The organism is Clostridium bornimense (assembly GCF_000577895.1).
GTDB classification, from domain to species: domain Bacteria; phylum Bacillota; class Clostridia; order Clostridiales; family Clostridiaceae; genus Clostridium_AN; species Clostridium_AN bornimense.
This window is the reverse complement of sequence record NZ_HG917868.1, coordinates 1,372,728-1,387,133: the sequence shown is the minus strand read 5'-3', so window position 1 is coordinate 1,387,133 and position 14,406 is coordinate 1,372,728. Positions and strand designations below refer to the sequence as shown.

Genomic DNA, 14,406 nt, shown 5'->3' with positions numbered 1-14,406 from the left:
AAAAATAAAAATGTAATTTACTATATGAATATGAAATAATAGTAAATTATTAGGAGGGAAATTATGAATAAGTATTTAAGTTCAAAAATTAAAGTCATCTCCTTTATCGCTATCATTATGGTTGTATTTCTACATTGCTACAATTTTCAAGATAACTTTTTAGTTTCAACAACAATTATTACTGAAGGATTAAACCTTGCGACTTTCGTAGAATATTTTCTATGTAATGGCTTAAACAGAGTCGCCGTACCAATTTTCTTTATGATTTCTGGATATTTGTTCTTTTTATCATTTAAGTTTACCACATACGGATATTTCTCAAAAATAAAAAGTAGATTTGTATCTCTTGCAATACCATATATTTTATGGTCTCTTATAAGTATGGGAATTTGTCTTATATTTTGGGGAGTAGATATAATGCCTGTAGATAATATGAAATTAAATTTGGAAGCTGGTGGATTGCTACAAGTATTTTTGAATCCTCCAAATTTTCAATTTTGGTTTATGTTACAGTTAATGCTATATGTTATTATTTCACCAATAATTTATTTAATAATAAAGTTTAAACCAACTAGAATAATATATTTACTTGGATTATTTGTTATGTGGTTTATAGATAAAAGTATTCCAGGTATAGGTGGAGTAACCATTGTTACAGAAGCTATATTCTTTTACTCAATAGGAGCATATCTTGCTATTACGAATAAAAAAGATATAATTTTAAAAGATAAACAAAAAAACACAATTATAACCACTACAGTAATATGGATTGCTATACTAATCATAAAAACATTTATGTGTGCTACTTTTAACCTTGATGCTGATACTACAATAATATTAGTTCTTTACAAATTAAGTGTACTTATTGGTATTTTCTCAGTTTGGTTCGGACTAGATCATCTTATGAAGAATGAGAAGTTTACTAATAAAATACTAAGTTTAACACCACATACCTTCTTTATATTCTGTTTCCATGAACCACTATTAGACTTTGTTATTCAATACAGCATAAATAATATTAGTACTAGTATTCCTTTCAGTTTAATATCATATTTTGTATATCCAACAATAACAATTATCTTAGCTATAATAGTAAGTAAAGTTTTAATAAAGTATATTCCGTTTATTCATAATATTTTAACTGGTAGTAGAGGCACAAGAAAGATAGAAATAAAGAACTAATACTATTGACGGTTGTTAATTTATCCAAAATAGATTCTAAAGTTAGAAGAAATTATATATGAAATTCTACTACATTTGAAGATCATAATATGACAACATATTAGAAAATGAATCTGATATCGCAAATTATAAATATTTTGCCTCTGTTTATTTTCATATCTCAGAGGCATTATTTTTTTGAGAACTGCCTCATTATACAGAAATAGGCTAGTAACTCTATAAAATAATACATTATTCCAAGGTTTAACGCTTATATTGCTGTTAATAAGCGAATTAAGAATAGCAGATAACATCATTGTTTATATTGTTATGCAAATTTCAATGGTAAACAAGTTGAAGAAAATTATGAAATCCATGATAAGAATTATCCTTTACTTATAGGTAAAGTTAGAGAAGATGCAAAGATTACAGTCAGAACAATGAAATCAGTTAAAGGGAAAAAGCTAGAAATAGAGCAACTTCCAATTCTAGATAAACTTATAGTTTAAAAAATAAGTAAACTCCAATTCATTATTCATCTACCTTTATCAAATTACTATAATATTTTATTTTCCCAGAAAGAACATCATCATAGAATCCCTGTTTCCAGTCAATATAATCTATACTTTTTTGTAGCTCATCCATTGCCGTAAGAAGTTGCTTACGTTTCATTTCTAGTATAATTTTACGTTCTGGAATTGTAGATTGTCCTTGAAGGCAAAGAGCAAGATATTCTTTCATTTCCCTGATGCTCATATTGCATTTTTTAAGGCAGCTTAAACTTTTAATCCAAGCAATATCACTATCATCAAAAATACGATGATTATTTTTATCACGTTTTACGTTTGGCACAAGACCTTCATTACAATAGTATTTTAATGTTTCATAGGTAAGATTTGTCGCCTCACAAGCTTGCTTCATAGAATACATAGGAAAACCTCCTAAAAAAATTCTTGACCGGTAGTTACTACCGATTGTTACAATCAAATTATAGCATAAATTTGTAAATAGAATCAATATAGAGATGGAGGAATATAAAATGGAATATATAACATTAAATAATGGTTTAAAGATGCCTATTTTAGGATATGGTGTATATCAGGTATCCAAGGAGGAATGTCAGCAATGTGTGATGGATGCATTAAAAGTTGGTTATCGTTCCATAGATACGGCACAAAGCTACTTTAATGAAGAGCAAGTTGGAAATGCCATTGTAAAATCAGGAATACCAAGAGAAGATATTTTTTTAACAACTAAGGTTTGGATTGAGCATTACAGTTATGAAGAAACATTGGCTTCCGTAAAGGAATCAATGGAAAAACTTCAAACAAACTATCTAGATTTACTTTTACTCCATCAACCATTTGCAGATATATATGGAGCCTATCGTGCATTAGAAGAGCTATATGAGGCAGGAAAAGTAAAGGCTATAGGTATTTCTAATTTCTATCCAGACAGAATGATTGATATAGCCTCATTTTCTAAAATCAAACCAATGGTAAATCAAGTAGAAGTACACCCTCTGCATCAACAAGAAGAGGCTAAGCAGTGGATGGATAAATATAATATTCAGATAGAAGCATGGGCACCATTTGGTGAAGGAAGAGGAGATATATTTAATAACCCTGTTCTCGCAAAGATTGGTGAAAAGTATGGAAAATCAGTAGCACAAGTCATCTTAAGATGGCATATCCAAAGAGGTGTAGTAGTCATTCCAAAGACTACCCATATAGAACGTATGAAAGAAAATTTTAATGTATTTGATTTTACATTATCACAAGAAGACATGAATTTAATTGCTGACTTAGATAAAAAAGAAAGTGCCTTCTTCTCACATCAAGATCCGGCAATGGTAGAATGGTTTGTAAATATGGTTGAGGAACGTAAAAAAACATCACAATTTTAAAAATGAAAAGAGAAATTGGTAGAGGTGGATAATATGAATTATATAGAAGCTTCAATAGATGATTTAGAACAAATTATCGAAATGAGATTAGAATATATCGCTAGTGATCAAGGTGCTATAAAAACAGAATATATAAAAGCAATGAAAGAGAAATTACCAGGTTACTTTACAGAAAATATCGGTAAAAGCATATTTGTTTTTGTTGCTAAAGATAATGAACGTATAGTTTCAATTGTTATGTTGAATATTATTACTAAGCCCTCTAATCCTCATTTTATTAACGGAAGGGTAGGAGAAGTACTTAATGTATATACAAAAAAGGAATATAGAAAACAAGGGATAGCTTCTAAACTTATCAGTATGTTATTAGAATTTTCTAAAGAGAAGAATTTAGATTATGTTGAACTAGAATCAACAGATGAAGGATATGAACTTTATAAGAAGATGGGATTTAAGGATAGTAAATCTGATTATGTGTATATGAAATATGAATTATAGATTAGCTCTCTTAATACACATGAATAAAGTAGATAATAAGAAAAGATAACGAGAATGGAATAAGCACATGTTTATTAGAGATAATCTAATTTACATGTGCTATTTTTTATGTTTTAAAAATGCAATAAGAAAATTTATATATAAGAACCGAAAGTCATTAATTATTCCTTTATATAAACAGAGGATATATATAATAATAAATTTGAAGTAATGAGATATTGCTTATATAATATTATGTGTATATGTTTTACATATATGCATATTTAAGTGAGATGATAATCAAAGAGGTGTAATGTATTGTTAAAATTAAGTTTTTACGAATTAAATACAATAGATGATAATAAGCTAGATTTTGCGGTAATTGCATGTAGGTACAATAAAAAGTGGATCTATGTCAAGCATAAGAAACGTAATACATGGGAAATTCCCGGAGGACATAAAGAAACAAATGAAAATATTGATACAGCAGCTAAAAGAGAATTATATGAAGAAACAGGAGCTAAAAAATTCGATTTATATCCTATATGTATATATTCTGTTGATAGAGAGAATGACAAATCATATGGTCAATTATATTATGCAGATGTATATTGTTTTGGGAATCTTCCAGATTATGAAATTGAAAAGATTAAACTTTTTGATTCCATACCATCAAATTTAACATATCCTTTGATTCAACCAACTTTATTAGAAAAAGTTAAACAATTTGGAGTAATAAAATAGTTTATTATATGTACTTATGGACATATAATTATCTGTAGTTTACAAGATAGAAGTAATGCATAATAAGTTAGAAGAGATAATATCCATGTCTATGCTTTTCCAATATATCTGCAAAATAGGTTAAATTATGATTAATATTTTATATATATTAGTATAATTTGCATATATTATGTAAAATGATAACATTTACATAAGGAAGTGATGATATTGGAAAAGTTTAGAAGCATCTGTAAATCAAAAATATTTATTGCTGTTATTTCTTTTTTTATTGGTGGTGCAGTATTTAGCGGTAATAATAAACTAGATGCTTGTAAGAATTGTCATTAAATTAAAGATACATATGCTATAGAATAATATCTGTTATTCTATAGCTTTTTTTATTTAATTGATAAAGTTTATACAGCATAAGATAAAATTATAAAAGAAACTATCGCCTATAAGTTTTTATTTATTAATGCGATATTCCTAATAATATTAGTATAAACTTTTAGCTAATGTATATAATATTAATAGGTTTTTTATTATTAAGTTGTGTACTTAGTAAAAATATGTTATAGTAAAATTAAAGAAGAGGCGTTGGGCCGCCTCTTGTGTCAATGTTATTGAGTGGTATAATTGTTACTTATGCAAATGCATAAGTAACAATTATTTTTTGTCTTTTATATCTAGTCTATGTTTAATCTTTTCAGATGTAAAATCACTTTTAAGTTCTTTCCCAAGACACATTGCTACCAGAGCTATTAATGTCAAACAAAACATTCCAATACCAATAAGATATAACATAACTATCACCTGCCTTTCAGCATTAACACAAGAAACGCACCTCTTCGTGGTTGCAAGTAAATATGACAGGTGATAGTGAACATCCACTTTTTTACTTACCTTTTAATTATATCATATTAATAAAAAAATACACTATCTAGATATTAAAGATATTATCCAGTAGGGGAGTATTTCACAAAGATTGCAACTATTAAAGATAGAGGACTAAAAGGAATTATGGCTATATACATATATTCAAATGAAAATTCAACATGTTTCATTAAGTGAAACCCAATTAAGAGGTTTTGATGCTTGTAAGAATTGTCATTAACTTAATATAATACAAAAAATAAAGCAAGAGTACTTTATCTAAGAATACTCTTGCTTTATTTTTTGTAATTTAAGGAAAATTATTTATGTAATAAATTGACATTTTAATTTGTTCGTTTTATAATTAAACGTGTATTAAACATGTTTAATAAATAAGGAGGAATTAAAGTAATGGTAAAGCCCGATACAAGAAAAAAGCTAATTGAAACTACTAAACGCATGCTGATAAATGGTATTCCATATAAAAACCTTACTGCACGGCAAATTTCAAAAGATGCAGGAACAAATCTTGCTATGATAAATTATTATTTTAAATCTAAAGAGGAACTAGTAAAGATTTCAGTAGATGAAATTATTTCTGAAGAATTTTATCAATATTCGAAAATCGATTTAAGTAAGCCTGCCAAGGAACAATTGAAAGAATTGTTACTTCATATTTCTACTGTAATTATAAAATATAGAGAGCTAACTAAGTTATCTATTCCATACTTAATTCTAAATGATGAAATTTCGCTTCCTTTTGATATATTACCTTTTATAAAAACACATTTTGAAGATACAAAGAGTGATACAGAATGTAAAGTAATAGCATTTCAAATAGTCTATATGCTTCAATTAATTTTTTATCGTGCAGATGACTTTCAAAAGTATTCAGGAATAGATATTTTTAATACACAACAACTACAAGATTTTCTCGACATTCAGCTAAATATATTTTTAGGAGATGATTAATAATGAAATCTAATTTAAAAATACTTTCCTTACTTGCATTTATACTTTCTATCCCTGCTCTAATAATAGTAGATTGGTTTTATAGCGGATATGGAATTTTAGTAATGTTTATTTTACTTTCTATCGGTGTTGTGTGTGATCAACTTATTCGTATGAAATTTCCCAAAAATAAAGTTATACCTCTTCACAACTATCGAGCAAATAGAGTAATGAATATTTTTGCTGTAGTCTTATTTCTTTTAAGTCCAATGGCCCTAATATATGGTAATAGAGTTGTTTATAGAATGGGATTTTGGTTAATGGCTATTATGATATGTTTAGGTATTGTCTTTAATCAGATTGCTAGAATCGTTTTCCCTTATGAATTAGAGTAAAAAAGGAAAGTATAATGTCAGTATTATTAAAAATCTTAGGTATTTCATCTATAGTATTATTGATATGTACATTAGCTTCCTTATGTTTATTATTTTATTAAGATATATTTTTGAAAACAGAATATGAATAACTAAAAGTATTTATAAAATAATAATACTAAAGGAGTTGTTTACAATGAACTATTTCAGAAAGATTTTCTTAACATGCGCAGTTATAATTATTTTACTTACTACTATAACAAATTCGATATGTTTAGGTATTAATAATGATAAGGTGGTAATATCAACAGAAAGTAAAAAAATCGATTATGTAAAATATAATAATAGCATTATATCCTCAAAGAAAATAAGGGATAACAAAAACTACATAGGTTATTGTCTAGATATTCATAGGGCTTATCCTAAAGGTGAGGAGTTTATAGAAATTGCAACTGTTAAAGATAAAGCTTTGAAAGGAATTATTGCTAATGGATATCCTAATATAAAAGGACAATTATTAGGATTAACTGATGATGAAGTATATTTTGCTACTCAAATTGCTATATGGAGTTATCAAGAAGGTTATAATATTGATAAAATTACTTCAAGTAATAAAAGTATTGAATCTCTAATAAAGAGTATATACCATAAAGGTATAAAAGAGGAGAATAGTGAAGTAGCTAATCTAGATGTATTCTATACCTCTGAATCCGTTCAAAGAATTATTTTAATTGAAGATTCTGCTTCAAAGGGCATTAGTGATATCAAAAATGACTCAATACAACAAAATGGCTGATTTAAAATTATTTATTTTAAGAAAATCATTAGCTAAACTTTACAAAGCAAATTAATTAATAACATTTTATATGTTTTATATAATTATCTATTTGCTTTATTGATATAGAAACAATAATAGTTTAATATTAATCTGTGGAATACGTTTTAAATACATAACAAAACTCATACTTTCAAGTAAAAAAGCTGTAGCCTTTAAGTGCTATAGCTTTTTTATTTTTATAAATTCACCTTCCTCATAGTATACTTAAATATTATTGTGATTAATTTTATTAAGTTTCATTTCTATAAACTTTATTATTTGCACTTTAAACTACTCATTTATATATAAAAAACCAAGATTTGTAGAAAATATTGTATATTAATTTAGAATCAATATAATAGAAAATGTAGATAGGAACTACGTAAAAATAATTATAAATTAGGGGGTCACTTCTTTATGAAATATGAAATAAAATATACTGTAGAAAAGAAAACAGGATCAATTATAGCAGAATTTAATGTGGAATCAATAGATGCTTTAGATTATAAAGAAAATACAAATTTAATAAAGGGAATTAAGCGTAAAATATTAAATTTGCCTAGTACTTCTTGGCTTGCAACAATGGAAGATGTAAAGATCTTAGATATTGCAAATAGTCTTTAAGTAAGAGAGTTTATAAACTAGAACAGTTTTTATAGGTATTTAAATATCGTATATATACTCAAAATTAGAAAAGGAGTAGGGGGATAACCTATTCCTTTTCTAGTTTCAATTTATTCTTTAACTCAGATATTTCATTAAGTAAAGCAATTTTCTCCTCATAGAAATTCTTCTGTATAGCGTTTAACTCTTGCTCTTTTAACATAAGCTTATTATTTACTTCATTTATTTTTTCACTATATGTACTTTCTAATGACATCTTTTCTCTATCTTTTTCTATAGTTACTTTTTCTATAGCAGTAGAGGAGGAGGCTTTTATAGTTAATACTTCTTTATCTAAATCATTTATCTTATTATTTAAGTCTATAATCTTTTCTCTTAATACTTTATTACTTTCTTCTAAAATAGAGTTTTTCTTGATTTCATCTTCTAATTTAACTTTTGATTCTTCTAAATGAGCAATTTCTCTTTTAAAGGATGAAACAAGATCTTCTGAAGTATTTACTTTCTTTAAAAGTTCTTCTTCCTTTATTTTCATATCCTTAAGAGTTTGCTCTCCCTCTTTTTGTTCTTCTTTCAGCTTATCTATTTTTTCCTTTAACTTTAAGTTTTCTTCATTTAAATTAGAAATTTCTTGATCTTTTTCAGCAACGATTCTGTTGAATTTTTCTTCAATACTTTTTCCTAGATTGTTGTTTCTATCGACTATAGTTTTAAAAATTTCAAAAATTCTCTCTAAATTGATCTGGAATTCTTCTATATCTTTTTCCATTCCTGATCCACTTTTTAGTTTCTCTAATTCGTATAAATTAACTACATTGCTTAAAAATTCCTTACTACTAACATCTTCTTCTCTTATAATCGCCGTTATTTTCTCTTTTAACTCTACTGGAATCTTAGCTGCCCACGTTGTTATCTCATTTGTACTCATATGTACTCCTCCTACAAATAATATCTCTTCATTATTATATACTATATTAATAAACACTTCAAGTTAACCATTTTGGTTATGCTTAAGTTTACTTATATAAATACAAGTAAACCATCGGTTTACATAGGTTATTTGAATATAATTTGTATAAAAATTCTCTAACAAGACATAATGCGGATTATGTCTTGTTTGTAAAAGAGGGATATGATATAATAAATGTGGAGGTGAAAAGTGATGACAGATGTAGAAAAGTGGCTTAATTCACTAAAAGATGATGATAAAAGTATAAATACTATTGTTTCATACGAAAATGATGTTATTGAGTTTATGGATTTTACACAAAAAGAGGTAGAAGACATTAATAAAACAGATATTGATAATTATAAAAATTACATAAAGGATAAGGAACTTACTATTAAGACATTAAATAGAAAACTTTCATCAATAAATTCTTTTTTTAGATACTTAAAAGATGAAGAAGCAAGAAATATAGATGTAGTTATAAAGGTAGAGAAAACACAAAAACAAAATTATCTAGAACACAGTTTAAGTAAATATGATTTTCAAGCTTTAGTTGAAGCAGCTGAGTCTAAGAATGACTTAAGAGCTATTGCTATATTTTATACTCTATATTTAACTGGAATGCGTGTCAGCGAAGCTTTGTCACTAAAAGTTAGTGATGTTAATAAAAATAATATTTCTATAAAAGGAAAAGGTTCTAAACATAGAGAGGTATTTATGCCAAAAAGATTGAGAGATATCCTTTTAAATTACCTTAACGTTAGAATAAACAGGGATACACCATATCTTTTTACAAGTAAAACTGGCAAAACAGGAAACCTAAGTAGAAAAACTGTAGATACTATAATAAAAAAGTATGCAAATTTAGCTGGTATTGATAAAGAAAAGGCACATGCCCACAATTTTAGGCATTTATATTGTATGTCTCTAATTGAAAAAGGAATATCTATTGATACAGTAGCTGATTTAGCTGGTCATAGTGATATAAATACCACTAGAATATATACAAGAAAAACTAAAGAACAATTATTAGATACAATAAATAATTTATAAAAAATATAAGGGAGATATATGTCTCCCTTATATTAATCTTATTTTTTAATTGTAAAAAATCCAGGGAATACTTCTTCCATATAACTCCCCTTCTTAAGTTCATCATCTAAAATATCGTTAAGACCTTCTATATCATCTATATATTCAATATCTACACCATCTATTAGATTTTCAACATATTCTTTTTCAAGATCCTCATTTGTATAAGAATCATCTATTTCCATATCCATTTCTAAGTCTTCATCACAATCATCTTCTAATACAGAATCAATTAACTCACCAGATGTATTTTCAATAACCTTTGCATTCTCTTCATCCTCAATTATAGACGCTACTTTTACAGCTCTGGTATCCAAGTTATTTAAACCTAAACAATCTCCGCAGCTATTGCATATTTTTCCTTCATAAAGATCACATAAGTCATCTTCATTCTCATACTTTTCTTTTTTATCTAAACTCATAGCAATGCTCCTCTCGTTTATATTTTGTTTTTAGCATCTAAACATTATATCAAATATGAATACTTATTTCAAATAAAGTATATAATTATTATAGAATCGAACATAAGTTTGAAGTTGAATATTTAATATGCTATAATACTATTGAAAGGAGTAGGTAAAATGAGTGAAAAGAAAAATATGCAAATGGAAGTTTATAACTTTTTGAAGAAAACTACTCTTGAGAAAGGATATCCACCTTCTGTTAGAGAAATCTGTGAAGCTGTTGGCTTAAGGTCTACTTCTACTGTACATGGACATCTTTCTAGACTAGAAAAGAAAGGATATATAAGACGTGATCCAACTAAGCCTAGAGCTATTGAGTTCACAAAAGAAGAAGTGGTTCCTAAAGAAATGGTTAGAATTCCTGTAGTAGGAAAAGTAACAGCTGGAATGCCTATTTTAGCTGTAGAAAATATAGAAGATACATTTTCTCTTCCGCTTCAATTCATACATTCTAACAAAGAATTATTTATGCTTAAAGTATCTGGTACGTCAATGATTGAAGCTGGTATAAACGATGGAGACTATGCCATTATTGAGAAAACAAATGTTGCTTCAAACGGCGATAAAGTAATAGCACTTATAGAAAATGAAGCCACACTTAAAACTTTTTATAAAGAAAAAGATCATATAAGATTACAACCTGAAAATTCAACTATGGAACCTATCATTGTAGATGATTGCTCCATATTAGGAAAACTTATCGGTATCTTTAGAAATTACAAATAGTATTATATAAATAATAGACTATTGAAAACATTTTTCAATAGTCTATTATTTATTATTAATCTTAAATCATCCTGCATACTGACATAAAGTAATTCTCTCCTACTTTATCACTGTAAAATTCACATATTTTTGAATCTGAACCTTGTCCTAAAATAGGAGTATCTCTACTTATGTCAATAGTAAATGAATTCAAAGGTATAGATAACCCTTTTCCCTTGGCCTTTACATAAGCTTCCTTTAAAGACCATAGCTTAAAAAAAGCCTCTATTTGATTATCCTCACTAAGAGAAAATATATATTCACTTTCCTCTTTGCTAAAAAATCTCTTCGCAATTTTTATATCTGTATTTGTTATCTCTTGAATATCTATCCCAATAGGCACAGTATCTATAGCAACAACAACCCACTCTCCTGAATGTGATATATTAAAATGAATATCGTCATAGGGTGATTGTAAATATGGCTTACCATATTCATTATATGATAAGTTAAGTTCTACTATATTAAGAGCATCTTTTAATAACAATTTCCCATATAAACTTCTTAAAGAATCCTCATATTTCTTATACCTAAGTATTTTTTCTTTATCATTATCATTTAAATTAGCTAGTAACTTTAGAAAGTCTTCTCTACTTAAATTGTAATCTATTTTTTTCTTTATTATTCTCAAAACAAACCCCTTTTATTAATACGTTATCTTATTATAAAATATTAGAAAGTGAAATTAATACCCCTATCTTACCATGATCAAATGTAAGTCCACCTTGTAAATATGCTATATAAGGTTCTCTTATCGGTGCATCAGCTGAAAGCTCAATTGATGATCCTTGAATAAAAGCACCTGCAGCCATTATAACTTCATCTTCATAGCCTGGCATATCCCAAGGTTCACATTCAACAAAAGAATCTATAGGTGACCCCTTTTGAATACCCTTACAGAATTTTATTAACTTATCCTTATCATTAAACTTTATAGCTTGAATTATATCGCTTCTTTCATCATCATATTTAGGTAAAACTTCAAAGCCTGCTAATTCCATTATCTTAGATGTAAAGATAGCTGTTTTTACCGCTTCTATCGTTATATGTGGTGCTAAAAATAATCCTTGGTACATTGAGCGAACGACTCCAAATGTTGATCCACATTCTCCTCCTATTCCAGGTGTTGTTAATCTGTATGAAGCTTGTGTAACATATTCCTCTTTTCCTGCAATATATCCTCCAGTAGGTGCTATTCCTCCCCCTATATTCTTAATAAGAGATCCTGCTACTAAATCTGCCCCTACTTCTGTAGGTTCTTTTAAATCTAGAAATTCACCGTAGCAATTATCTACAAATACTATAACATCTTCTTTAATTGATTTTATAAACTTAATTACTTTTTCTATATCTTCAATTAATAAAGCTTTTCTCCATCCATATCCTGTAGAACGTTGAATATGTACTAACTTAATAGATGGTATACTTTCAAGTTTATTTTTAACCTCTTCTAAATTTATTTTACCGTCATCTGTTAAATCTACCTGTTCATAATTGATTCCATATTCCTTCATAGAACCGATCTTACCTTTGTTACCAATACCTATTATATTATGTAAAGTGTCGTAAGGAGATCCACATATACTCATCATAGTATCGCCAGTTCTAAGGTTTCCAAATAAAGCTGCACCTATTGCATGAGTACCATTTACAAAATGAGGTCTAACTAAAGCTGCTTCTGCTCCAAATACTCTAGCATATACCTTGTCCAAAGAATCTCTTCCAATATCGCCGTAACCATATCCTGAAGAATTAGTAAAATGTGATTCTGAAATTCTTTCTTCTTGTAATGCTTTTAAGACTTTCAATTGATTAAATTCTCTTATTTCATCATATCTATTAAATACATGCTCTATTTCTGATAAAGCTTTTTCGCTAAGAGATAATACTTCATCTTTTATTTTAAATTCCTTTTTTAAATATTCTTTAGTTTGTTGTAACACAATAAATTCCTCCTTAAAATATATACAGTATAAAAGAGAACAGGATATTCCTATTCTCTCTCCTCTCCATTTTCATAATTATTATTAAATAAAATTGGTTTTCCCGGGGTTATGGTAGAAATAGCATGTTTATATACCATTAACTGCTTACCATCGCTCTCAAGAATAACAGTAAAACTATCAAATCCCTTAACATAGCCCTTAAGTTGAAATCCATTAGTTAAATGTATTGTAACAGGTATCTTACCTTTTCTCGCGCTATTTAGAAATATGTCTTGAAGATTATTAGTTGATTTATTCATTTTTCTCCCTCCCAAAAAAATTAATAGTAACTATACACTATTTGATAATATTTTTTCCATTAATACTATCTATCATAAAGTCGAGAATTTCATTGTCGCTTTTAAATTCATCTTTGTTGATCCAGATGGTTCTCTTATCTTTTCTAAACCATGTCAACTGACGCTTAGCGTAATTTCTACTTCCCTTCTTAATTAAGTATATTGCATCTTCTAAAGTTATATCACCTTCTAAATATTGAAGTATTTCTTTATAACCTATTCCTTTCATAGATTGCATACTTGAATTATACCCCATTTTACGTAAATTTATAACTTCATTTAATAATCCTTTTTCTAACATAATATCTACACGAAGATTTATCCTATCATATAATTTTTCTCTATCCATATTTAATACAAAATAAGTTATATTATAAGGAATATCATATACATCAACTTCGCTATTTATTTCACTTAATGTTTTTCCTGTTGTTTTATACACCTCTAGAGCTCTAATAACCCTTTTTAAGTCATTCGGATATAGTCTATTATATGCTTCTTTATCTTTATCTTTTAGTAAAGAATGTACATATTCATTACCTTTTTCTTCTGCTAAATTAACTAAGTAATTTCTATATTCTTCATCTTTATCCGCTTTTGCAAAAGCATAGTTATAAATTAAAGAATTAATATACAGTCCAGTACCTCCAGCTAAAATAGGGGTTTTCCCTCTAGATGATATATCTTTTATAGCTTCAGTAGCTTTTTCATAAAAATCAGATACTGAAAATTCCTCACTTGGGTCAATAACATCTATTAAATGATGTTTTATACCCTTCATTTCTGTTTCACTTATCTTAGCAGAACCTATATCCATATATCTATATATTTGCATAGAATCCGCAGATATAATTTCACCATTTATCTCTCTTGCTAGATTTATAGATATATCTGTTTTACCTACAGCAGTAGGTCCTGCAATTATAATTAAATCCTGTTTCAAAAT

General features: G+C 27.4%; 18 protein-coding genes. 10 read left to right on the top strand and 8 right to left on the bottom strand.

Features of this window, described 5'->3' with window-relative positions:
• The first annotated feature begins 63 nt into the window (after positions 1–63).
• Positions 64–1,182: an acyltransferase family protein gene (locus CM240_RS06130; RefSeq protein WP_044037456.1), complete on the top strand. Its 1,119-nt coding sequence runs from the start codon at positions 64–66 to the stop codon at positions 1,180–1,182.
• Between the two features lie 510 nt (positions 1,183–1,692).
• On the opposite strand, the gene CM240_RS06125 is transcribed toward CM240_RS06130, so the two are convergent.
• Positions 1,693–2,091 carry a MerR family transcriptional regulator gene (locus CM240_RS06125; RefSeq protein ID WP_044037454.1) on the bottom strand — a complete coding sequence of 133 codons (399 nt, stop codon included), beginning with the start codon at positions 2,089–2,091 and terminating at the stop codon, positions 1,693–1,695.
• A gap of 109 nt (positions 2,092–2,200) precedes the next feature.
• Between CM240_RS06125 and CM240_RS06120 the strand changes: the two genes are divergently transcribed.
• The 3 genes from CM240_RS06120 to CM240_RS06110 all read left to right on the top strand — a co-directional run bounded on the left by CM240_RS06120 (position 2,201) and on the right by CM240_RS06110 (position 4,288).
• Positions 2,201–3,067 carry an aldo/keto reductase gene (locus CM240_RS06120; RefSeq protein WP_044037452.1) on the top strand — a complete coding sequence of 289 codons (867 nt, stop codon included), beginning with the start codon at positions 2,201–2,203 and terminating at the stop codon, positions 3,065–3,067.
• A 33-nt stretch (positions 3,068–3,100) separates the two neighbouring features.
• On the top strand, positions 3,101–3,565 hold the full coding sequence (locus CM240_RS06115; protein WP_044037450.1) for a GNAT family N-acetyltransferase: 465 nt from the start codon (positions 3,101–3,103) through the stop codon (positions 3,563–3,565).
• A 297-nt stretch (positions 3,566–3,862) separates the two neighbouring features.
• Positions 3,863–4,288 (top strand): NUDIX hydrolase, encoded by a 426-nt coding sequence (locus CM240_RS06110; RefSeq protein WP_044037448.1) that lies wholly within the window; start codon positions 3,863–3,865, stop codon positions 4,286–4,288.
• 645 nt (positions 4,289–4,933) lie between these two features.
• Here CM240_RS06110 and CM240_RS17445 read toward each other — a convergent pair.
• Positions 4,934–5,071 carry a hypothetical protein gene (locus CM240_RS17445; RefSeq protein WP_156930515.1) on the bottom strand — a complete coding sequence of 46 codons (138 nt, stop codon included), beginning with the start codon at positions 5,069–5,071 and terminating at the stop codon, positions 4,934–4,936.
• 480 nt (positions 5,072–5,551) lie between these two features.
• On the opposite strand from CM240_RS17445, the gene CM240_RS06105 reads away from it, so the two are divergent.
• The 4 genes from CM240_RS06105 to CM240_RS06090 all read left to right on the top strand — a co-directional run bounded on the left by CM240_RS06105 (position 5,552) and on the right by CM240_RS06090 (position 7,906).
• Complete coding sequence (locus CM240_RS06105) at positions 5,552–6,112, top strand: TetR/AcrR family transcriptional regulator (protein ID WP_044037446.1); 561 nt, start codon at positions 5,552–5,554, stop codon at positions 6,110–6,112.
• 2 nt (positions 6,113–6,114) lie between these two features.
• The gene (locus tag CM240_RS06100) at positions 6,115–6,486 is read left to right on the top strand and encodes a hypothetical protein (RefSeq protein WP_044037445.1); all 372 of its coding nucleotides are present in this window, start codon (positions 6,115–6,117) and stop codon (positions 6,484–6,486) included.
• Between the two features lie 175 nt (positions 6,487–6,661).
• Positions 6,662–7,261: a thioester domain-containing protein gene (locus CM240_RS06095; protein ID WP_044037442.1), complete on the top strand. Its 600-nt coding sequence runs from the start codon at positions 6,662–6,664 to the stop codon at positions 7,259–7,261.
• A 438-nt stretch (positions 7,262–7,699) separates the two neighbouring features.
• Positions 7,700–7,906: a hypothetical protein gene (locus tag CM240_RS06090; protein WP_044037440.1), complete on the top strand. Its 207-nt coding sequence runs from the start codon at positions 7,700–7,702 to the stop codon at positions 7,904–7,906.
• Between the two features lie 88 nt (positions 7,907–7,994).
• Here the strand turns inward: CM240_RS06090 and CM240_RS06085 are convergent, their stop codons facing one another.
• On the bottom strand, positions 7,995–8,834 hold the full coding sequence (locus tag CM240_RS06085) for a hypothetical protein (RefSeq protein WP_044037438.1): 840 nt from the start codon (positions 8,832–8,834) through the stop codon (positions 7,995–7,997).
• Positions 8,835–9,068: 234 nt separating this feature from the next.
• On the opposite strand from CM240_RS06085, the gene CM240_RS06080 reads away from it, so the two are divergent.
• Positions 9,069–9,908 (top strand): tyrosine-type recombinase/integrase, encoded by an 840-nt coding sequence (locus CM240_RS06080; RefSeq protein WP_044037437.1) that lies wholly within the window; start codon positions 9,069–9,071, stop codon positions 9,906–9,908.
• A 38-nt stretch (positions 9,909–9,946) separates the two neighbouring features.
• Here the strand turns inward: CM240_RS06080 and CM240_RS06075 are convergent, their stop codons facing one another.
• A complete protein-coding gene (locus CM240_RS06075) occupies positions 9,947–10,369 on the bottom strand; it encodes a hypothetical protein (protein ID WP_044037434.1) in 423 nt (140 codons plus the stop codon).
• Between the two features lie 159 nt (positions 10,370–10,528).
• On the opposite strand from CM240_RS06075, the gene lexA reads away from it, so the two are divergent.
• A complete protein-coding gene (gene lexA, locus CM240_RS06070) occupies positions 10,529–11,137 on the top strand; it encodes a transcriptional repressor LexA (protein WP_044037433.1) in 609 nt (202 codons plus the stop codon).
• A 61-nt stretch (positions 11,138–11,198) separates the two neighbouring features.
• Here lexA and CM240_RS06065 read toward each other — a convergent pair whose 3' ends face one another.
• Genes CM240_RS06065 through miaA form a run of 4 tightly spaced genes read right to left on the bottom strand, consistent with a single transcriptional unit; the run spans position 11,199 to position 14,403 of the window.
• Positions 11,199–11,807 (bottom strand): 4'-phosphopantetheinyl transferase family protein, encoded by a 609-nt coding sequence (locus CM240_RS06065; protein WP_044037431.1) that lies wholly within the window; start codon positions 11,805–11,807, stop codon positions 11,199–11,201.
• 31 nt (positions 11,808–11,838) lie between these two features.
• Positions 11,839–13,119: a methionine gamma-lyase family protein gene (locus CM240_RS06060; RefSeq protein ID WP_044037429.1), complete on the bottom strand. Its 1,281-nt coding sequence runs from the start codon at positions 13,117–13,119 to the stop codon at positions 11,839–11,841.
• A gap of 50 nt (positions 13,120–13,169) precedes the next feature.
• A complete protein-coding gene (gene hfq, locus CM240_RS06055; RefSeq protein WP_044037427.1) occupies positions 13,170–13,421 on the bottom strand; it encodes an RNA chaperone Hfq in 252 nt (83 codons plus the stop codon).
• A 37-nt stretch (positions 13,422–13,458) separates the two neighbouring features.
• Positions 13,459–14,403: a tRNA (adenosine(37)-N6)-dimethylallyltransferase MiaA gene (gene miaA / locus CM240_RS06050; protein WP_044037425.1), complete on the bottom strand. Its 945-nt coding sequence runs from the start codon at positions 14,401–14,403 to the stop codon at positions 13,459–13,461.
• Between the last annotated feature and the right edge of the window lie 3 nt (positions 14,404–14,406).

What these genes read in the sequence shown, in the direction of transcription:
- CM240_RS06130 (WP_044037456.1), top strand. Translation starts at nt 64, where the DNA reads ATGAATAAGTATTTAAGTTCAAAAATTAAAGTCATCTCCTTTATCGCT.
- CM240_RS06125 (WP_044037454.1), bottom strand. Translation starts at nt 2,091, where the DNA reads ATGTATTCTATGAAGCAAGCTTGTGAGGCGACAAATCTTACCTATGAA.
- CM240_RS06120 (WP_044037452.1), top strand. Translation starts at nt 2,201, where the DNA reads ATGGAATATATAACATTAAATAATGGTTTAAAGATGCCTATTTTAGGA.
- CM240_RS06115 (WP_044037450.1), top strand. Translation starts at nt 3,101, where the DNA reads ATGAATTATATAGAAGCTTCAATAGATGATTTAGAACAAATTATCGAA.
- CM240_RS17445 (WP_156930515.1), bottom strand. Translation starts at nt 5,071, where the DNA reads ATGTTATATCTTATTGGTATTGGAATGTTTTGTTTGACATTAATAGCT.
- CM240_RS06105 (WP_044037446.1), top strand. Translation starts at nt 5,552, where the DNA reads ATGGTAAAGCCCGATACAAGAAAAAAGCTAATTGAAACTACTAAACGC.
- CM240_RS06100 (WP_044037445.1), top strand. Translation starts at nt 6,115, where the DNA reads ATGAAATCTAATTTAAAAATACTTTCCTTACTTGCATTTATACTTTCT.
- CM240_RS06095 (WP_044037442.1), top strand. Translation starts at nt 6,662, where the DNA reads ATGAACTATTTCAGAAAGATTTTCTTAACATGCGCAGTTATAATTATT.
- CM240_RS06090 (WP_044037440.1), top strand. Translation starts at nt 7,700, where the DNA reads ATGAAATATGAAATAAAATATACTGTAGAAAAGAAAACAGGATCAATT.
- CM240_RS06085 (WP_044037438.1), bottom strand. Translation starts at nt 8,834, where the DNA reads ATGAGTACAAATGAGATAACAACGTGGGCAGCTAAGATTCCAGTAGAG.
- CM240_RS06080 (WP_044037437.1), top strand. Translation starts at nt 9,069, where the DNA reads ATGACAGATGTAGAAAAGTGGCTTAATTCACTAAAAGATGATGATAAA.
- CM240_RS06075 (WP_044037434.1), bottom strand. Translation starts at nt 10,369, where the DNA reads ATGAGTTTAGATAAAAAAGAAAAGTATGAGAATGAAGATGACTTATGT.
- lexA (WP_044037433.1), top strand. Translation starts at nt 10,529, where the DNA reads ATGAGTGAAAAGAAAAATATGCAAATGGAAGTTTATAACTTTTTGAAG.
- hfq (WP_044037427.1), bottom strand. Translation starts at nt 13,421, where the DNA reads ATGAATAAATCAACTAATAATCTTCAAGACATATTTCTAAATAGCGCG.